Here is a 17,857-nt window from a genome sequence, read left to right on the forward strand (position 1 = left end):
CGGAAGCGACAGCAGAGGAGACGCCCATGAGGCACAGCCCTGTCGATGATGATCGGACCGTTGCCCGGCGCGGCGACGACTCGATGCGTGATGCGGCGCAGACGCCCGGATTGGTCGTGGTCTGTGCGGCCGCGCTGGCTTTCGTGGTGTGCGTGGCGAACTTTGCCTTGGGACAGGCCCACGCGGGCGTCGTCGCGGCGATCGTCGCGATGCTCGCGTTCGGGGCGGGCCTGGCGTGGCTTGCGATGGACCGCAGGCGGATTCGCCAGGCGCAGCGCGAATGGGTGATCGGTCACCCGGGCCGATAGGCCCCTACCGCAACGACGCGAGGTTGTTCACGGACTTTTGCACGTCCGATCGCAGCACCCTGGCGACCAGTCCCCCGATCGGCCCGCTGAGCAGGCCGCCTTTGAGGTCGGCGGTGAGGTGAAAGGTCGATCCCGGGTCGTTCGCCGACACGGTCATCTCCACATTGAGCCGGATTCCACCACGGCCGCGGCCTTGCAGCTCAATCGATTTCGGCTCGTCGTACCGGGTGACGGTCCAATGGATGACGTTGCGGAAACCCTTGACCTTCACGCACGACGAGACACAGGTGCCTTCCTCGATCGTGTCGGGAACGGGGCTTCGCCACCCGGCGAAGATCGTCATCCACTCGTCGAACCGGTCCAGGTCCGACGCCAGCTTCCAGGCCGCTTCCGGCTCCACCTTCGAGGACACCGAAACATCTACTCGAGCCAAGGCGTTCCTCCGCTCCTCCCCGATCCCAAGCGCCGCCACCCACGTGGTGGCAAACGCACAACCACGGGTGGGTACCCCAACACCGCCGGCGCTATTCGTGGGGCAGCCTCAGGGCCACGCCTGTTCGAGTTGCGCAGCGACGTCGATGATCTGTGCCGCCTGCGACGCCGGCGCGTCGATCTCGGCCGCGACGTACTGCGCGATGAATCGCCGGATCTCGCCGTCCACCCCCGCCAGGATCCGCAGCACCTCGCCGCGGATGGAATTCGACGAGACGTTGACGGTGATGTCGGAAGGCCTCGGCTTGGCGACGTCGACGATCAGCAGCAGCGGTTCGGCCGCGCGCGCGGTCGCTCGCAGGGCGATGTCACCCGAGACCACGAAGCGCTGCTTGTCGAGCCACAGGTCCACGAGCAGGTCGATCGACAGCGGTATGTGGATGACGAAGGTGATGCTGTCGCCCAGCCGGCGGGTGACGCGGGGCTCCTGGATCGAGACATTCGCACTGACTTTGGCGATCTTGCCCGGTCCCTGCGCGATCGGTTCCATGGCGAACTCGCTGCCGGCGATGTCGGCGAACGCGGCGGCGACACGCTCGGGGGTGACGGCGACCTCGAAGAACCTGCGACCGAATTCCTCGTAGGTGACAAAATCGTGTTTCGACATAGGCTTATACCGTCTCACGTCACCTGCCCGAACGGCCGCTGATCCGCTCGCGTCGCAGGAATTACGCGTCCGTTCCCGTCCCGTCGCACCGGGCCCGCCCGGCCGACGCCCGGCTGGTGATCTGTGTCCATCCCGCGGGGCTGTGAGGCCCGCCACACGTGGCGGCTTCGATTCGATGCGTCGGCCCCGGGCCTGGGAGGCTTGATCGCGGAGGTGTTTTCAGTCTCATGCCCCAGGAAGTAATCGACCGCCGCCCGGGCCTGGCCAGGGTCGCGGAAGCGCTCATCTGGCTCGGCGGCGGACATGGCCGTGAGGCCGGCGAACGCCACGAGCGGTCCGCCCACGCGGTGGCCGGCGCCGTCGTGATGCTGGGAGCCGCGCTGGCCTGGCTGGTCGCGGCGCTGGCAGTGGGCGGGTCGGCCCGCGCGACGAGCGTTGCCGTCGTGCCGCTGACGGTCGTCTTCGGCCTGCTGGCCGGCGCGGTAACCCGCGCCACCGTGCCGGGTCCCCACCGGAGCCGCCCGGGCCTCGTGGGACGCGCCGCGATGGCGGCCGCGGTCGGCGTCATCGTCGGCGAACTCGCCACGTCGGTGATCCTGTCCGGCTCGATCGACCAGCGCCTCGACGAACGCGCCGCGCGCGCCGCGGAATCGGCGCCTGCGGTCGCGCAGGCATCGGCATCGCTACAGCGCACCGAGGAGGCGCGCGCCGCACTCGAGCGCGCCGTCACGCAGGCCCGCGATCGGCAGGACAGGGCCCTGGTCGTCGCCCGCTGTGAATATCACCCCACCCCCGGTTGCCCGCAGACCCGGATCACCGGCGTTCCCGGCCCCGGACCCGAAACCCGCACGGGCAACGAGCTTCTCAACGACGCACAGCATGAACTCGACGCCGCGCTGTCTGCGCGGGACAGCCGCGCGCCGGCGTTGGATGCCACGATCTCGCGACAGGAGCAAGACCTGCAGGATGCGCGGCGCGGCGTCATCGCCGACGCCGGCCGGGGCCTGGGTGCACGGTGGGTCGCGATGAATGACCTCGCCTCCGACACCGCGGGGGCCCAAGCCCTGCGTGTGCTGACCATCGGGGCGTGCGTGCTGCTGTACCTGACACCACTGATCCTGGGGTTGTGGCGCGGGCAGACAACGTACGATCGCCACGCCGCCGCGCGCGCGGAGCGCGACCGCGCCGAACTCGACGCGGAGACCGCCATCGCGATCAAGCGGGCCGAGGTCCGCCGCGACGCCGAGATCATGTGGGCCGAGCACCAATTGACCCAGGCCCGGCTCGCCATCGAGGCGCAGACCGAGATCGACCGCGAGCATCAGCGTCGCCGTGTCCTGCAGGCCCTCGAGAGCCCGGTGCACGCGCCGTCGCAGCGGGCCGTCGAACCGGTCGAGGACGGCGGGTATCTGCCGATCGCCGCCGAAGCGGAGGCGGCCAGCCGGGCGATCGCCCAGCGGCCCGCGCCGGAGGAGGGCGACGAGATCGCGCGCCCCAACGCGCGAAACGCGCCGTTGATCCCGTCGCTCCCAGAGGCGACCAGGGCGGCCGCCCGCTGGATCAGGCCGCTGGTACCGCCGTTCGTGGCGCGGGTGATCGACACCACGACCCAGCCGCTACGCACCGCGCGCCACGTGTTCGAAGGGGTACTCGAAGAGACCGAAGAGATCACGTTCGCGCTCAAGCGAACCCGCACGGTGACCGTCAACTCCGAGGCGTCGAGCGCCGAACTGCCCGCGGGCGAAGGTGGTGCCGAAACGCCGTCTGCCCGGGCGGAATTCGTCACCTCATCGCGCTACACACCCGGCGAGGATCGCCTGCCGGCCGCCGGACACGCACCGGAGTTGACGACGCGCGGAGCACCGCGGGATTTGGGTGCGTCGGAAGGCCCGCCCCGACTGCCGCCACCAAAATAGCCTGGCGCTATTGCGAACCGAAGCTAGGCCTTGACCGCCTCGACGAAGTAGCCGCGCGGTATTCCGGGCACGTCGAGCGGGACCACCGGGTGGTCCCAGCGATTCCACTTCGTTCCAGGCTCGGCGACATCGGTGACGTGGGCCGTCCAGCCGTGCCGCTCGACGAGGGACGCCGGTGCGTCGGTACCGAACGTCCATGGCGCACCGAGGCGCCGCATGAACTCCAGGGTGGGCTGCAGGAATTCGGCTTCCAGCAACGTCGCCCCGACCAGGTCATAGAGCACCCGCGAACCCGGCGCGGACAACGCGTCGATTCTGGCGAACAAGGCGTCGACATCCGATGCCTCGAGGTACTGCAGCAGACCCTCGACTAGCCACACCGCTGGCGCGGACGATGAAAACCCCTGGGAACGCAGGGCCTTCGGCCAATCGTCGGCCAGATCGATGCCCACCGTAACCCGCTGGCACCGGGGTTGCTCGCCGGCGAGCCGTTCGTCCTTGATGGCGGTCACCCGCGGCTGGTCGACTTCGTAAACGGTGACGCCCGGCTGCCACGGCAGACGGTATGCACGGGCGTCCATGCCTGCGGCGAGGATCACCACCTGCGAAATGCCGTCCGATTGAGCCCGCAGCAGGCGCTCATCCCAGAAGCGCGTCCGGATGGCGATCTGCGGTGACGCCGCGCCCGTCTTCGCCACGGCTTGGGCAAGCAATTCGCGACCCTCGTTGCCGGCGAGCCGTTCGGCGAACGGATCGGTGAACAGTCGGTCCCGGCGGGCGGATTCCTCGGCGCGCATCGCCGCAACCAACAGGCCGGTGTGAGCGACGGCTAGTCTGGTGTCTTCCATGTCGCAATCATGAGCACGCACGAACGAATGGTCTTGGATATTTGTGCCGCTCGAGCGGGACGTGGCTGGGCAACAGGATGCGCTGCCGCCGGTAGCAGGTCGGCGTCGTCCCGCTGAAAGCCCGGAATTCCCGCACGAAATGGGACTGGTCGAAATACCCTAGGTCGGCGGCGACGCGGGCACCGGGCGTGCCGTCACCAAGGCGCTTCAGCGCGGCTTGGAAGCGCCGGGCACGGGCAAATTCCTTTGGGGGCAAGCCAACTTCGGCGCGGAACAGGGCGATGAGCCGCTTGGTGGACAGTCCGGTCATCCGGCGGACGTCAGCCAGTCGAATCGAGGGATCAGCCTCGATCGCGGCCATCGCGGCGGCGACGCCGGGATGCCGATGCACCGACGAGCGCGCCTGCGCGAGCAAGAACTGCTCCAGCAGACGAAACCTGGCCGGGACGGACGGTGCCTCGATCAGGCGCTCGTGCAGGTCGCGTCCTTGCCGTCCCCAGATCTCACCGACGCCCACGGGTCGATCCGCCAGGTCGCCCAACGGTATGCCCAGAAACGGAAATGCGCCCGCGGGCCGGAAATGGATGGCCATGACGGGCTCGTCGGCCGCGATGTCCGAGACGTAGGGCGTGTTCTGCGATCCCGTGATGAAGGCAGGCGGAACGCTCATCTCGGTGGTGCCGTCGGCGGCATAGAGGTCCAGTTGCTGGCGGTGGCCGACGTCGACGACGATCGTCACCGCGCCGCGCGGCAGCGCCCGGCTTCGGTAGGTCGCCCCGCGATGGAGCCAATGCCCGAAGAATTCGATATGGTCCGCCAGCTCAGAGCGCGGGCGGTACAGCTGGGGCCCCGAGCCCATCAGCAGACCCGGTTCACATCGCGTTGGACACCGGCCACAGATGACATTCTCGCACTTCGCTCGACGCCCACGACTTTGGCTTCGGTGTGCGCCCGTCAGCGGAACAGGCTTATGCCGTAGTCGGTTTCAAACATCGGTCGACGGGCCGCCCGATTTTTCCGCCAGCGCCTGCTGCCGCGCCCGCGAGCCGGCCAATAGAGCTCGAGCCCGAAGGCGCGACCCGCGGAACGGTCGGGTGCTTCATCGAAAGAGCTATCGAAAGAGTTGGAGACGGCCGGGTTACCCCTCGAAAGCTCGGCCGTCCCAACGTCTTGGTGCCCGCTCAACAGGGGACTGCGGCGGACTCGAACAACCGACCCCATTCGTGCCGCGCCGCGGACTGGGCGTCGGCGAAACTGGGTGTCTGTTGACCGTCGCCGGCCAGGTGCACCAGCGCCCACGCCATCGCGAACACCGGAACCTTGTGCCGCAACGCCGCACTGTGCAATTCGTCCAGGGCGGCCTCCGAAGGGCACCGGCGCAGGCCGATGAGGATGCCCCGCGCGGTGTCAAGGATGCGACCGGAGTGCGGGCCGCACGAAGTCTGGGCTGGAACCCAGTTCGATGTCATGCTGTGGATACCTCCTGCGGCGCCGTCAATGAATCCGCCACTCACGTACCGGACGAGGAATTCGTGTGTGCTACGCATCGTCGCGGCCGCATATCTCAAAAGCGCCCTGTGCCATGATTTGTCGACGGCCTGCGTTCTGCCAGACCGCGGGAGACATTGATATCCGCCCGTGACCCTTTCGGAATCGGCTGCTAACCACGGAATCCGCGACGCGTGGTATCGAAACGGGTTGCGAATCCCGCGATTAGGTCGCTCCCCCGTCGCCCCCTAGAGAGCCCTAGAGAATCGCCCCGAGCTCCTTGGCCTTGGCGATGTCGCCCCAATCGACGTCGAGCTCCAGCAGGATCTCCTCGGTGTGCTGGCCGTGCTCGGGCGCACGCGCGGGCGCCGGCGGGGTTTCGTCGAATTGCACCGGGGCGGCGACGATCCGGTACTTCTCGCCGTGGTCGTCCACGTTGGTCACCACGTATCCGTTGGGCTCGACCTGCGGGTCGTTGAGGGTCTCCCGCGGCGTCGCCAGGGCGCCCCACACGCCGGGTTCGTCCGCAAGCACACGTTGCCAGTGCGCGAGGTCGTGGCGGGCGAACGCATCCGCGAAGAGTTCGGTCGCCGCGGCCGCGTTGGCGATCAGGTTGCTCGACGGGACGAAGCGCTCGTCGTCGGCCAGCTCGGCCAGGCCCATGCGCCGGCAGAAGCCCAACCAAAACTTGTCCGGCTGCAGGAATACCAGTTGGATCCACCTGCCGTCCTTGGTCTTGTAGCGGTTGACGAGCGGGTTGATGGCCAGCCCCGGCGGGGCGCCCGGAATCCCGTCGATGTCGAAGAAATCGGCGGCCGAAATGGACGGCGCTATCGACCACATCGCCTGGGCCAGCAGCGAGGAGTCGACGATCGTGGGCTCGCCGGTGCGTTCGCGGTGGAACAGGGCGGCGCAGACACCGCCGGCCAGTGTCGCCCCACCCTGCAGGTCACCGAAACCCGGCCCCTGAACCGCCGGGGTCTCGCTGCCGAACGGTGTGAGCGTGTACGCGACCCCGCCCCGCGCGAGGTACGTCGCGGCGTCGAACCCGCCCCTGTCCCGGTCCGGTCCCCGCACACCCAGCCCGGTGCCGCGCGCGATGATGATCTTCGGGTTGAACGAGCGGATGTCGTCGACGGTCAGGCGGGCTCGTTCGAGCGCGCCCGGAAGCCAATTGGTCAAGAAGACGTCCGCGCTGGCCAGCAGCCGGCCGAACAGCTCACGGCCGGTCGCCGATTTGATGTCGATCCCGATGCTGCGCTTCCCGCGGTTGCCCAACTCGAGGATGAAGTCGGCGTCGGGGCGGGCGGCTTGCCTGGTGAAACCGCCGACGACCAGCGCGCGGCCCGGGTCGCCCGAGGTGACACCCTCCACCTTGATGACGTCGGCGCCCCAGTCCGACAGGGCCGCACCGGCCGACGGCACGTACGTCCACGACGCCAATTCCACCACCCGCACGCCGCGCAGTACCCCGTCGGACATCGCCAATCCCCTCGCTCGCCGCCATTCCTTGCTATTTTAGATATTCTAGCTAGTCTTGGGCGTAGTGATAGCCCATCCGCAGGTCAGCGCAGTTTTTCGGGGAAGAGATGCGATGGAGCCGGCCGAAGGTCTCGTTTCGCCCACCGTCGCGGTGATCGCGCGCCCCGCCACCGCCCAGACGGGTGACCGGCCCCCTCGTCCTCGCCCGGGCCCACTGCCGTCACACCGAATACCGTTGGGCCCCAACGTGAATCGCGACGTAACCGGACAGACGAAGGGCGGCCGATGGGCAGAGTAGCGGGCAAGGTGGCCGTCATCAGCGGCGCCGCACGCGGCCAGGGCCGCTCGCACGCGCGGATGCTGGCCGCCGAGGGCGCCGACATCATCGCGGTGGACCTGTGCGCGGACATCGAAACCAACGAATACCCCCTGGCCCGTCCGGAGGACCTCGACGAGACGGCGCGGCTGGTCGAAAAGGAGGGGCAACGCGCATACACCGCGGTCGCGGACGTTCGCGACCGCGTGGCCTTGTCCGCGGCCATCGATGCCGGCGTCGCCGAGTTCGGGCATCTGGACGTCGTGGTCGCCAACGCGGGCATCTGCCCCCTGACCGCGGGTCTGCCGCCGCAAGCTTTCGCCGACGCCGTCGACGTGGATCTCATCGGCGTGCTGAACCTGGTGCACGCGAGCCTCAAACACCTGGGGCCTGGTGCCTCGATCATCGTGATCGGTTCCAACGCGGCCTTCATGTCGTCGATGAACACCAGCGGGATCGACGGCGGCCCCGGCGGGGCCGGGTACGCCTTCGCGAAACTGGCTGCCGCACACTACGTCAACGACTTCGCGTTGGCGCTGGCCCGGTTTTCCATCCGGATGAACGCGGTGCATCCGACGAACGTCAACACCGACATGCTGCACAGCCCACCGATGTATCGCGCCTTCCGGCCCGATCTGACGGAGCCGACCCGCGAGGACGCCGAGCCGGTGTTCCCGCTCGTGCAGGCGATGCCGGTCCCCTACGTCGAGCCCGAAGACATCAGCGAGGCGGTGCTGTTCCTCGCCTCGGACGCGGCGCGCTACATCACCGGACAGCAGTTGCGCGTCGACGCCGGGGGCTTCCTCAAGGTCAAACCCTGGTCGGGAGCGTGATGACCGCCGAACACGATGCACCGCAATCGGTCTCGCAGGGCGTCGAGCGTCGCCTGTACGAATTGATGGTGCTGATGAAGGCGGCCGACGATCGATTGTCCAAGGGCATCGGCACCGGCGAGTTCATGTGCGTGTACTGGCCCTCGCGGGGCCAGGAGGCGATCGCCGCCGCGATGGGCGTGGCGCTGCGGCCCGACGACCAGCTGGTGACGACCTACCGCGGCCTGCACGACCTGATCGGCAAGGGCGTCCCGCTCGAGGAGATCTACGGCGAGATGATGGGCCGCACGGTCGGCGCCGGCCGGGGCAAGGGCGGCACCATGCACATCGCCAATCCCGCCAAGGGCGTAATGCTTTCGACGGGCATCGTCGGCGCCGGGCCACCCGTGGCCGTCGGGCTGGCAATGGCCGCCAAACGCAAGGGCATCGACCGCGTCACGGTGGTCAGCTTCGGCGACGGCGCCACGAACACCGGCTCGTTTCACGAGGCCGCCAACATGGCCGCGCTGTGGGACCTGCCGCTCGTCTTCGTCTGCCAGAACAACCTCTACGCCGAGATGACACCGACATCGGACACCATGAAGCTCGAACACGTCGCCGACCGGGCCGCCGGCTACGGCATGCCGGGCGTGCGCGTCGACGGCAACGACCCGCTCGCGGTGAAAGCGGTGCTCGACGACGCGCTGCGGCGGGCGCGCGACGGAGGCGGCCCCACCTTCATCGAGTGCGTCACGTTCCGCTTCCGCGGCCATTACTTCGGCGACCGGACGCCCTACATCCCCTCCGAACAACTCGAGGCGGCGCTGGCCGCCGACCCGGTGCCCCGGTTCCGCAGCCACCTGGAAGCGACCGGCGTCTGCGATCACGACGATCTCGTCCGCATCGACAGCGACGCGGCGGCCGCGGTGGAGGCCGCCCTGCGGACCGTGCTGGGCGCGGACTCCCCGTCGATCGACGAACTCGACCGCGACGTGTACGCCACCCCGATCGCGTTCCCGGTGTAAGCGCATGGACGACAAGGAGATGACCATGCGCGAGGCGCTCAACCTCGCGCTGGACCAGGCGCTCGCGGCCGACGAACGGGTGTTCCTGCTCGGGGAGGACATCGCCGATCCCGGCGCCTCCGGGCCGACGGCGGGCTTGTCGACGAAGTACGGCCACGACCGCGTCCTCGACACGCCGATCTCGGAGGCCGCGATCGTGGGCGCGGCCATCGGCGCGGCGATCGACGGGCTGCTGCCCGTCGCCGAGATCATGATCATGGATTTCATCGGGATCGCCGCCGATCAGCTGATCAACAACGCCGCCAAGCTGAGGTTCATGACCGCCGGGCGCACGTCGGCGCCCATCACCGTCCGCACCCAGGTATATGCCGGATTGGCTACGGGCGCAACGCATTCGCAGAGTCTCGAGGGCTGGTTCATGCACATCCCCGGGATGAAGGTGATCGTGCCCTCCACACCACGCGACGGCAAGGGGCTGCTGACCGCGGCGATCTTCGACCCCGATCCGTGCCTGTTCGTCGAAACGATTCGGTTGCAGAGCAAGAAGGGCCCCGTCCCCACCGAGCCCGGGTTCTCCATTCCGCTCGGGCAGGCCGACATCAAGCGGCCGGGCACCGACGTCAGCGTGATCGCCTACGGCCGCTGCGTGCACGACGCGCTGAGCGCCGCGGACACGCTGGGCGAGCGGGGCGTCAGCGCCGAGGTGATCGACCTGCGCACCCTGGTGCCGCTCGACGTCGACACCATCGTGGGGTCCGTGCGCCGCACGCGCCGAGCCGTGATCGTCCATGACGCCGTGCAATTCGCGGGCCCCGGGGCGGAGATCGCCGCGATCCTGCACACACAGCTCTTCGGGGAGCTCGCCGCGCCGGTCGAGCGGGTCGCCGCGCGATTCGTCCCCAACCCGGCGGCGGCGGTGCTCGAGGCCCAGGTGTATCCGTCGCCGGCGCGGATCGTCGAAGCGGCCCTGCGCGCGTGCGAGAGGGCGAAGGTGCATGGCTGACTTCATCATTCGCATCCCCCGGGTCTCAGTGGCGGTCTCGGAGGCCGAACTGACCGGGCTGCTCGTCGGCGCCGGCGAACACGTCGAGGCGGGCACGCCGATCTACGTCATCGCCACCGAGAAGGTCGAGCAGGAGATCGAAGCGGGGGCGACGGGGACCGTGCGGTGGACGGGCCAGGTCGGGACCACCTACGACATCGGCGCCGAAATCGGAGTCATCTCGTCATAACGAAGAAAGGTAAGTCCCAATGGATCTCCACGAGACCCGCGAGAGAATCATCTACGAAAAGGACGGCCCCATCGCCCGCGTCACGCTGAACTGGCCGGAGAAGGCCAACGCGCAGGACCAGAAGCTGGCCGAGGAGGTCGACGCGGCGCTGGCCGACGCCGACCGCGACTACGACATCAAGGTGCTCATCCTCAAGGCCAACGGCAAGGGCTTCTGCTCGGGCCACGCGATCGGCAACAACGCCGTGGATTACCCGTCGTTCGTCGAGAACGCCATGGTCACCGGCCATCCGTGGAAAGCCCAGAGCGACTTGTTCGTCAAGCCGACATTGAACCTGTGGGAATTCTCCAAACCCACCATCGCCCAGGTGCACGGCTACTGCGTGGGCGGCGGCACGCACATGGGCCTGACCACCGACATCGTCATCGCCTCCGAGGACGCCTACTTCTCCTACCCGCCGCTGCAGGGGTTCGGCATGCCGTCGGGCGAATGTTCCATCGAGCCATGGGTTTTCATGAACTGGCGGCGCGCCGCCTACTACCTGTTCACCGCCGAGGTGATCGACGCCAGGAAGGCGCTGGAAGTCGGCCTCGTCAACGAGGTGGTCAAGCGTGAGGACCTCGACGATCGGGTCGACGCGATCGCCCGCCACATCGCCCAGGCGCCGCTCACGACGCTGATGCTCACCAAGGCCAACCTCAAACGGGCCTGGGAGCTGATGGGCATGCGGGTGCACTGGCAGAGCTCTAACGACCTCGTCGCGCTCGCCTCGATCAGCAAGGACGTGCAGCAGCTGATTCAGACCGTCTTCAAGGACAAGGTGTTGCCCTCCGAGCACGCCCGCCGCCAGGCCGCCGCGGCCGCCCAGACCGACGGCGCCGCAACCACTTAAGGCTCGCCGGTGAACATCGCCGACCACGCCCGCAGTGCCGCTCAGTCGCCGGCACTCATCGTCGCGGACGGTGACGCGATCTCGTACGCCCAGCTGCATGCCCGCAGCCGGCGGGTCGCCGCGCTGCTGCACGACGCCGGCCTGCGTCGCGGCGACGGCATCGCGCTGGTTCTGCCGAACAGAGCCGAATTCCTCGAAATCACCTGGGGCGCTCAGCTTTCCGGCCTCTACTACACCCCCGTCAACACCCATTTCATCCCCGACGAGGTCGCCTACGTCATCGACGACTCCGACGCGAAAGCGGTCTTTGTCGACGCCTCGATGCCCGAACTGGCCGCGCACCTCCGTTCCGCCAACGCCGCGCCGATCACCCACATCGCCGTCGGGGGGCCGATGGCCGGCTGGCAGTCCTATGAGGACGCGCTGGCCGCGGCCGGCGAAGCGCCGCCGGTGTCGGACGGCTCGGAGATGCTGTATTCGTCGGGCACCACGGGGCGCCCCAAGGCGGTGCGGCGGCCGCTGCCCGAGGACGGCAACGGGTCCTGGGCGCAGGCGGTGCTGGAGCTGGCGCTGATCCACAAATACGGGATGAGCCCCTCGAGTGTGTACCTGTCCCCCGCGCCGCTGTATCACGCGGCCGGAGTGAACTACACCATGGCGGCCAACCGCGTCGGCGCCGCGTCGATCCTGCTGCGCAGGTTCGACGCCGAGGCCGTGCTGCGTCTGATCGAGACGCACCGGGTGACCCACGCCCAGTTCGTGCCGACGATGTTCGTGCGCATGCTCAAGCTGCCCGCGAAAGTCCGGGACAGGTATGACGTTTCGAGCCTGCGGTGCGTCATCCACGCCGCCGCGCCCTGTCCCGTCGAGGTCAAACGCCGCATGATGGAGTGGTTCGGACCGATCATCCACGAATACTACGGAGGCACCGAAGGATTCGCCGGAACGACGATCGGACCACGGGAATGGCTCGCCCACCCCGGCTCGGTGGGCATCCCGATGGCCCCGGTGCACGTGCTCGACGAGGACGGGCGGGAGCTCCCCGTCGGCGAATCGGGCGAGCTGTATTTCGAAGGTGGACCGGACTTCGCGTACTTCAAGGACCCCGCCAAGACCGCGTCGGTGTGCAACGACCGCGGCTGGCGCTCGCTCGGCGACATGGGATACGTCGACCGAGACGGCTACCTGTACCTCACCGACCGGTCGACGTTCACGATCGTCTCCGGCGGGGTCAACATCTACCCGCAAGAGGCGGAGAACCTGCTCGTCATGCATCCGAAGCTGGTCGACGCGGCCGTGTTCGGGGTCCCCAACGAGGAATTCGGCGAAGAGGTCAAGGCGGTCGTGCAGCCCGCCGACGGCGTGGTTGCGGGGCCGGAGCTCGAAGCCGAACTCATCGACTACTGCCGGGCCCACCTGGCCGGCTACAAGTGCCCGCGCAGCGTGGAATTCGACGCGGAGCTGCCGCGGGACCCGAACGGAAAGCTCTACAAGAGGCGCATCCGCGAGCGGTACTGGCAGGGACGGGTATCGCGGATCGTGTGAACGAGGATGGCTATGAACGCTAGCAACGTACCGTGGGCGGTTCGGACCGCCGATCGGATCCCCAAACAGCGCTACTACGACCCCGAGTTCTACGCGCTGGAAGCCGAGATGTTGTGGCCCCGCGTGTGGCAAATGGCGTGCCGGCTCGAGGAGATCCCCAAGCCCGGCGACTTCGTCGAATACGAAATCCTCGACCAGTCCGTCATCGTGGCGCGGGTGGACAACCACACCGTGCGCGCCTATCACAACGCCTGCCGGCATCGCGGCGTGAAGCTGGTGGAGGGCAACGGGAATCGGCGCACCTTCGTGTGCCCGTTCCACGGCTGGTGCTGGGGCCTCGACGGCCACAACACGTTCGTGCTGCGTCCCGAAGCGTTCGCCGAGGAAAACCTGAGCGCCGACGACCTTCGGCTCGTGCCGGTGCGATGCGAGCTCTGGGGCGGTTGCGCGTGGATCAACCTCGACGACGACGCGCCGGCGCTGCGGGACTGGATGGAGCCGTTCGCGTCGGTCTACGACGCCTGGCAGGTCGACTCGCTGCGCGTCGAGTGGTGGCAATCGTGCCGGCTGCCCGTGAACTGGAAGCTGGCCGCGGCGGCGTTCATGGAGGGCTATCACGTCCCGCAGACCCACCCACAGTTGCTGCCGTCCGCGCAGCCGGGCGAAGTCGCCGCGACGGTGCATCCGGTCGTCGCGAGCAGCCTGTATTTCATGCGCACCCTCGGCGACGGCATGGGCGGGATGACGCACGAAAACGACATCCGGATCGCCGAAGGGCTGCAGAACATCGAGCTGCCGCCCGACCCGGCGGCGGCAATGGCCGCCTGGCGCAGCGCCCTCAACGACGCCGTCGTCGCCTGGCATCGGGCGCGCGGCAGCGGCATGCCCGACCTCAACGAGCTGGCCCGCCGCGGCATCACCGACGCGATCGGCTTCGCCTTCCCGCACTACTTCATCCTGCCGACCTACAGCAGCGCGTCGTCGTACCGGATCCGGCCGCTGGGACAGGAGGACACCTTGTTCGAGATCTGGTCCCTCACCCGGTTTCCCAACGACGCATCGGCGGGCAAACCGACGCCCCCGGTACCGATGGCGCCCGACGACCCGCGCTGGCCGCCGATTCCCGCCCAGGACTTCTCCAACCTGCCGAGGCAACAAAAGGGGCTGCATTCCAAGGGCTTTGACTTCATGCGGCTGTCCAACCAGATCGAAGGATTGATCTCCAACTTCGAGCGTGTCATCGACGGCTTCCTGGCCGGGCTGCCGTACGACGCGCTGGTGCCCGCGATCCAGAAGACCAACACGACCATCGACGTGCCGATCGCCGATCTCGGCTTCACGACGAGCCCCGTGGAGGCGCGATGAGCCCGCAGTGGGACCGCTCCGTGGACCTGCTCATCGCGGGCAGCGGCGGGGGCGGTATGGTCGCCGGCCTGGCCGCCCTGGACTGCGGGCTCGAACCCCTCATCATCGAAAAGCAGTCACTGGTGGGCGGTTCGACGGGGCTGTCCGGCGGCATCGTCTGGCTGCCGAACAACCCATTGATGCGGGCCGACGGCATCGCCGACTCGCACGAGGACGGTTTGGCCTACCTGGCCGACGTGGTCGGCGACATCGGTGCGGCGTCCTCGCCCGAGCGTCGCGAAACGTTCCTGCGGGCCGGCCACGAGATGATCAACTTCCTCACCCGCAAGGGTGTGCGACTGATCCGATGTGCGGGCTGGAGCGACTACTACCCGAACCACAAGGGCGGCAACGCGTCCGGCCGCGCGGTCGAGGGCATCCCGTTCGACGCCGCGCAGTTGGGTGATTGGCGCGACAAGGTGCAGCCGCCGCTGGCCAAGAATTACGGATACGTGGTGCTGACCAACGAATTGCGGTCGGTTCAATACTTCAACCGCTCACCGCGCGCCTTCGCGGTGGCGGCCCGGGTGTTCCTGCGCACCGCGGCCGCCCGTGCCCGGCGGCGCCAGATCCTCACCAACGGCGCTTCGCTGATCGGTCAAATGCTCAAGGCGCTGATGGATCTCAGCGACGGGCATCCCCCGTTGTGGACCAACGCCGCGATGGCCGACCTCGTCGTCGAGGACGGCCGGGTGGTGGGCGCGCGGATCGTGCGCGACGGCACGCCGTTGCACGTCGAGGCGCGCAAGGGAGTCCTGCTGGCCGCGGGCGGATTCGGCCACAACAAGGAGATGCGCCGCCGCTACAGCGGCGACCAGCCCAACGAGGGGCAGTGGTCGATCGCCAACGCCGGGGACACCGGTGAGGCGCTCGAGGCGGCGATGCGTTTGGGCGCCAAGACCGATCTGCTCGACGAAGCCTGGTGGCTGCCTTCGGTTTTCATCGCCAACGGCGGCGCGGTCGCCGCCTCGCTGGGTTCGGGCCGCCAGCGACCCGGCGCCATCTACGTCGACCCGAGCGGCCGCAGGTTCTGCAACGAGTCGAACTCCTACGTCGAGGTCGGCAAAGCGATGTACGCCAACAAGGCCGTGCCCTGCTGGATGATCTTCGACGAGGGATACGTCCGCAGATACGTCACCAGCGCCAACCCGCTCAAGCGCAACCAGCCGTTGCCGCCGGAACTGATCGAGTCCGGCGCCGTGAAGCGCGCGGCGACCATCGCGGAGCTGGCCGGCGAAATCGGCCTTCCCGCCGACGAATTGGCCCGCACGATCCAGCGGTTCAACCGGTACGCGGCCAAGGGGCTGGATCCGGACTTCGGCCGCGGCCAATCGGCCTACAACGACTGCCTCGGCGATCCGGGGTATCGGCCGAACGCCGCGATCGGGCCGCTCGACACCGCGCCGTACTACGCGACCCGCGTACTCCCGTCCGACGTCGGGACGTGCGGGGGCGTGATCACCAACGAGCACGCGCAGGTCCTCGACCAACGGGATCGGGTGATCGAGGGCTTGTATGCCACCGGCAACACCACGGCCACGGTGATGGGGCGGACCTATCCGGGTGCCGGGGCGAGCATCGCCAGCTCGATGGTGTTCGGGTACGTCGCCGCCCGCCACGCCGCCGGCAAGTAACGGCGAGCAGACGCAAAAGCACCCCATTCTTCGGCGTGTCGAGTGCTTTTACGTCTGCTCGCGGGGAGACCGCTCGTCGCGGTCGACGAATTCGCGGGGCTTCATGCCCGACCGCATGAGCTCGGCTCGCCGCGCCTGCACATCGGAGGCGGCGCCGACCATATTCGTCAGGATGTGGCTGACCTGCAGGTGCACCCGCATGCCCATCAATTCCCAGGCGCGCTTGACGTTGTTCTTGACCGCCATCAGTGTGGTCAGCGGGATTTGGGCGATCCTGCGTGCCATCTCCTCGACGGTGTCCTCGAGCTGATCGCGTGGCACCACCCGATTGAGCAGTCCCCAGTCCAGGGCCTGCTGCGCGGACAGGGTCGGCGCCAGCAGCAGCCAGTCCATGGTGCGGTGCCAGTTCATCAGCAGCCACGGCTCGATCATGGTGTGCCCGCCTGGCTCGCCGAGGCTTTGGGCTAGGGGCATCTGGAAATACGCGTCCTCGGACGCCACGCAGAAGTCGGTCAGCAACCCGAGATAGATGCCCCCGCCCATGCAATAACCATGGATCTGCGAGATGGTCGGCTTGGGAAATTCCCAGAGGTACAACGTCGGCCACAGGAACAGGTCGGCGGTGCCCTTGTAGAGATCCTCGAACGTCTCGCCGAAATCCGGATATGGGTTTTCGTCGGGGCCCCAACGGGCCACGTGCCCACCGCAGAATCCCTTGCCGTTGGCTTTGAGGATGACGACCTTGATGTCCTTGTCGCGGTCGGCCTCGTGCAGGCAGTCGTCGACCTCGGTGACCAGGATCGCGTCTTTGGTGTTGGCCTTGTCCGCCCGGTTCAGGATGATCCGCGCAATCGGCGGTTCGCGTTCATAGATGACCGCTTCGAGCTCGCGACGCTCCATGGTCGGACCATACCCTCCTGCGCCCCGCGCGCCGCTGATTTGACGGTTGCGCGATCGCGACGCGAGGAGTGAGCTGTACTGGGGCGCAGTGACGACGGATGGGGCTGGTATGGCGACTCCTCGCGACCGGGTGCAGCAGCTGGATCTGGTGGCCCGGCTCAAATCCGCCTATCCCGAACTTCCGGACGCTCCCACACCGGATCTCATCGACCACGAGCGATTCGCCGCCTACGTCAAGACCCCGCACGACGTCGGTGGCGAGCCGGACGCCCCGATCGAGTTCGAGAACAAGCAGTACGAGATCTGGGAGCACAACACGTACGTCCTGTGCGAGGTGCTCGGCTGGCGTGGGATCTGGCTGTCCGAGGAACGGCGCCGGATGGGCAACGTCGATCTCGGCCGCACCATCTATCTCGGCCTGCCCCATTACGGGCGCTGGCTGCTGGCGGTGGCACGCGTACTCACCGAAAAGCACCACATCGGCCTGAGTGAATTGGCCGAACGCATGGCCGAAGTCAAGGCACGCTACGCCGACGGCCTGCGCGGAAAGCCCTTGGCGGCGACGCCGAAGTTCGAGGGCGATCCCGCGCCCGTCCACCGCAACCGGCACCATGTCCATGCCGTGGGCAAGGGCGACCCGCAGGTGTATGCCGGGCAGGCCGGGGCGCCGAAGTTCAGCGTCGGCGACAGGGTCGTGGTGCGCGACCTCCCCGTGCTGCTCTACACCCGCACCCAGGAGTATGTGCGCGGCGCGACGGGCGAGATCGCAGTCGTGTCCTACGAAAGCCCCGCCGCCGAGGACGAGACGTGGGACGGCCCGGACCAACGGCCCGAGTGGTTCTACATCGTCCGGTTCAACCTCTCCCAGTTGTGGCACGGCTACACCGGGCCCGGCAACGACACCCTGCAGACCGAGATCCCGGAACGGTGGCTCGAATCGGCCTAGCCACGGCTGC

18 protein-coding genes are annotated in these 17,857 nt (G+C 68.0%); 11 read left to right on the plus strand and 7 right to left on the minus strand.

The features are described from left to right. The first annotated feature begins 26 nt into the window (after nucleotides 1-26). Nucleotides 27-308 (plus strand): LapA family protein, encoded by a 282-nt coding sequence (locus K883_RS21530; protein WP_020822630.1) that lies wholly within the window; start codon nucleotides 27-29, stop codon nucleotides 306-308. 4 nt (nucleotides 309-312) lie between these two features. Here the strand turns inward: K883_RS21530 and K883_RS21535 are convergent, their stop codons facing one another. Next, nucleotides 313-741 (minus strand): type II toxin-antitoxin system Rv0910 family toxin, encoded by a 429-nt coding sequence (locus K883_RS21535; RefSeq protein ID WP_014382645.1) that lies wholly within the window; start codon nucleotides 739-741, stop codon nucleotides 313-315. A 108-nt stretch (nucleotides 742-849) separates the two neighbouring features. Further along, nucleotides 850-1,407 (minus strand): hypothetical protein, encoded by a 558-nt coding sequence (locus K883_RS21540; protein ID WP_020822631.1) that lies wholly within the window; start codon nucleotides 1,405-1,407, stop codon nucleotides 850-852. Between the two features lie 227 nt (nucleotides 1,408-1,634). Between K883_RS21540 and K883_RS21545 the strand changes: the two genes are divergently transcribed. Further along, nucleotides 1,635-3,323, plus strand: a complete 1,689-nt coding sequence (locus tag K883_RS21545; protein WP_020822632.1) for a DUF4407 domain-containing protein — start codon at nucleotides 1,635-1,637, stop codon at nucleotides 3,321-3,323. 23 nt (nucleotides 3,324-3,346) lie between these two features. Here K883_RS21545 and K883_RS21550 read toward each other — a convergent pair whose 3' ends face one another. The 4 genes from K883_RS21550 to K883_RS21565 all read right to left on the minus strand — a co-directional run bounded on the left by K883_RS21550 (nucleotide 3,347) and on the right by K883_RS21565 (nucleotide 7,141). Next, nucleotides 3,347-4,171 (minus strand): SAM-dependent methyltransferase, encoded by an 825-nt coding sequence (locus K883_RS21550; RefSeq protein ID WP_020822633.1) that lies wholly within the window; start codon nucleotides 4,169-4,171, stop codon nucleotides 3,347-3,349. A 7-nt stretch (nucleotides 4,172-4,178) separates the two neighbouring features. Then, the gene (locus K883_RS21555; RefSeq protein ID WP_020822634.1) at nucleotides 4,179-5,030 is read right to left on the minus strand and encodes a helix-turn-helix domain-containing protein; all 852 of its coding nucleotides are present in this window, start codon (nucleotides 5,028-5,030) and stop codon (nucleotides 4,179-4,181) included. 322 nt (nucleotides 5,031-5,352) lie between these two features. Continuing rightward, complete coding sequence (locus tag K883_RS21560) at nucleotides 5,353-5,640, minus strand: ANTAR domain-containing protein (protein WP_008257079.1); 288 nt, start codon at nucleotides 5,638-5,640, stop codon at nucleotides 5,353-5,355. Nucleotides 5,641-5,917: 277 nt separating this feature from the next. Further along, complete coding sequence (locus K883_RS21565; RefSeq protein ID WP_020822635.1) at nucleotides 5,918-7,141, minus strand: CaiB/BaiF CoA transferase family protein; 1,224 nt, start codon at nucleotides 7,139-7,141, stop codon at nucleotides 5,918-5,920. 285 nt (nucleotides 7,142-7,426) lie between these two features. Here K883_RS21565 and K883_RS21570 point away from each other — a divergent pair, with 285 nt between their 5' ends. Genes K883_RS21570 through K883_RS21605 form a run of 8 tightly spaced genes read left to right on the plus strand, consistent with a single transcriptional unit; the run spans nucleotide 7,427 to nucleotide 16,001 of the window. Then, nucleotides 7,427-8,290 (plus strand): mycofactocin-coupled SDR family oxidoreductase, encoded by an 864-nt coding sequence (locus K883_RS21570; RefSeq protein ID WP_020822636.1) that lies wholly within the window; start codon nucleotides 7,427-7,429, stop codon nucleotides 8,288-8,290. Continuing rightward, entirely contained in the window at nucleotides 8,290-9,294 is a 1,005-nt protein-coding gene (locus K883_RS21575) for a thiamine pyrophosphate-dependent dehydrogenase E1 component subunit alpha (protein ID WP_179945113.1), read from the plus strand. Before K883_RS21570 ends, K883_RS21575 begins: the two co-directional genes overlap by 1 nt. Nucleotides 9,295-9,298: 4 nt before the next feature. After that, entirely contained in the window at nucleotides 9,299-10,297 is a 999-nt protein-coding gene (locus K883_RS21580; RefSeq protein ID WP_020822638.1) for an alpha-ketoacid dehydrogenase subunit beta, read from the plus strand. Next, nucleotides 10,290-10,526 carry a biotin/lipoyl-containing protein gene (locus K883_RS21585; RefSeq protein WP_008257090.1) on the plus strand — a complete coding sequence of 79 codons (237 nt, stop codon included), beginning with the start codon at nucleotides 10,290-10,292 and terminating at the stop codon, nucleotides 10,524-10,526. The genes K883_RS21580 and K883_RS21585 overlap by 8 nt, the downstream gene beginning before the upstream one ends. A 19-nt stretch (nucleotides 10,527-10,545) precedes the next feature. After that, the gene (locus tag K883_RS21590; RefSeq protein ID WP_020822640.1) at nucleotides 10,546-11,418 is read left to right on the plus strand and encodes an enoyl-CoA hydratase-related protein; all 873 of its coding nucleotides are present in this window, start codon (nucleotides 10,546-10,548) and stop codon (nucleotides 11,416-11,418) included. Between the two features lie 9 nt (nucleotides 11,419-11,427). Next, nucleotides 11,428-12,963: an acyl-CoA synthetase gene (locus K883_RS21595; protein WP_020822641.1), complete on the plus strand. Its 1,536-nt coding sequence runs from the start codon at nucleotides 11,428-11,430 to the stop codon at nucleotides 12,961-12,963. A 12-nt stretch (nucleotides 12,964-12,975) separates the two neighbouring features. Further along, the gene (locus K883_RS21600; protein ID WP_008257096.1) at nucleotides 12,976-14,328 is read left to right on the plus strand and encodes an aromatic ring-hydroxylating oxygenase subunit alpha; all 1,353 of its coding nucleotides are present in this window, start codon (nucleotides 12,976-12,978) and stop codon (nucleotides 14,326-14,328) included. Continuing rightward, complete coding sequence (locus K883_RS21605) at nucleotides 14,325-16,001, plus strand: FAD-binding protein (protein ID WP_036455798.1); 1,677 nt, start codon at nucleotides 14,325-14,327, stop codon at nucleotides 15,999-16,001. The genes K883_RS21600 and K883_RS21605 overlap by 4 nt, the downstream gene beginning before the upstream one ends. 48 nt (nucleotides 16,002-16,049) lie before the next feature. Here K883_RS21605 and K883_RS21610 read toward each other — a convergent pair whose 3' ends face one another. Beyond that, nucleotides 16,050-16,901: an enoyl-CoA hydratase-related protein gene (locus tag K883_RS21610; protein ID WP_020822643.1), complete on the minus strand. Its 852-nt coding sequence runs from the start codon at nucleotides 16,899-16,901 to the stop codon at nucleotides 16,050-16,052. 109 nt (nucleotides 16,902-17,010) lie between these two features. Between K883_RS21610 and K883_RS21615 the strand changes: the two genes are divergently transcribed. Next, nucleotides 17,011-17,847, plus strand: a complete 837-nt coding sequence (locus K883_RS21615; RefSeq protein WP_008257103.1) for an SH3-like domain-containing protein — start codon at nucleotides 17,011-17,013, stop codon at nucleotides 17,845-17,847. Nucleotides 17,848-17,857 lie beyond the last annotated feature (10 nt).

The sequence above is a fragment of the Mycobacterium sp. TKK-01-0059 genome (assembly GCF_000709305.1).
Taxonomy (GTDB): Bacteria; Actinomycetota; Actinomycetes; order Mycobacteriales; family Mycobacteriaceae; genus Mycobacterium; species Mycobacterium intracellulare.

What these genes read in the sequence shown, in the direction of transcription:
- K883_RS21610 (WP_020822643.1), bottom strand. Translation starts at nt 16,901, where the DNA reads ATGGAGCGTCGCGAGCTCGAAGCGGTCATCTATGAACGCGAACCGCCG.
- K883_RS21560 (WP_008257079.1), bottom strand. Translation starts at nt 5,640, where the DNA reads ATGACATCGAACTGGGTTCCAGCCCAGACTTCGTGCGGCCCGCACTCC.
- K883_RS21565 (WP_020822635.1), bottom strand. Translation starts at nt 7,141, where the DNA reads ATGTCCGACGGGGTACTGCGCGGCGTGCGGGTGGTGGAATTGGCGTCG.
- K883_RS21575 (WP_179945113.1), top strand. Translation starts at nt 8,290, where the DNA reads ATGACCGCCGAACACGATGCACCGCAATCGGTCTCGCAGGGCGTCGAG.
- K883_RS21590 (WP_020822640.1), top strand. Translation starts at nt 10,546, where the DNA reads ATGGATCTCCACGAGACCCGCGAGAGAATCATCTACGAAAAGGACGGC.
- K883_RS21570 (WP_020822636.1), top strand. Translation starts at nt 7,427, where the DNA reads ATGGGCAGAGTAGCGGGCAAGGTGGCCGTCATCAGCGGCGCCGCACGC.
- K883_RS21530 (WP_020822630.1), top strand. Translation starts at nt 27, where the DNA reads ATGAGGCACAGCCCTGTCGATGATGATCGGACCGTTGCCCGGCGCGGC.
- K883_RS21615 (WP_008257103.1), top strand. Translation starts at nt 17,011, where the DNA reads ATGGCGACTCCTCGCGACCGGGTGCAGCAGCTGGATCTGGTGGCCCGG.
- K883_RS21555 (WP_020822634.1), bottom strand. Translation starts at nt 5,030, where the DNA reads ATGGGCTCGGGGCCCCAGCTGTACCGCCCGCGCTCTGAGCTGGCGGAC.
- K883_RS21550 (WP_020822633.1), bottom strand. Translation starts at nt 4,171, where the DNA reads ATGGAAGACACCAGACTAGCCGTCGCTCACACCGGCCTGTTGGTTGCG.
- K883_RS21585 (WP_008257090.1), top strand. Translation starts at nt 10,290, where the DNA reads ATGGCTGACTTCATCATTCGCATCCCCCGGGTCTCAGTGGCGGTCTCG.
- K883_RS21545 (WP_020822632.1), top strand. Translation starts at nt 1,635, where the DNA reads ATGCCCCAGGAAGTAATCGACCGCCGCCCGGGCCTGGCCAGGGTCGCG.
- K883_RS21580 (WP_020822638.1), top strand. Translation starts at nt 9,299, where the DNA reads ATGGACGACAAGGAGATGACCATGCGCGAGGCGCTCAACCTCGCGCTG.
- K883_RS21600 (WP_008257096.1), top strand. Translation starts at nt 12,976, where the DNA reads ATGAACGCTAGCAACGTACCGTGGGCGGTTCGGACCGCCGATCGGATC.
- K883_RS21605 (WP_036455798.1), top strand. Translation starts at nt 14,325, where the DNA reads ATGAGCCCGCAGTGGGACCGCTCCGTGGACCTGCTCATCGCGGGCAGC.
- K883_RS21540 (WP_020822631.1), bottom strand. Translation starts at nt 1,407, where the DNA reads ATGTCGAAACACGATTTTGTCACCTACGAGGAATTCGGTCGCAGGTTC.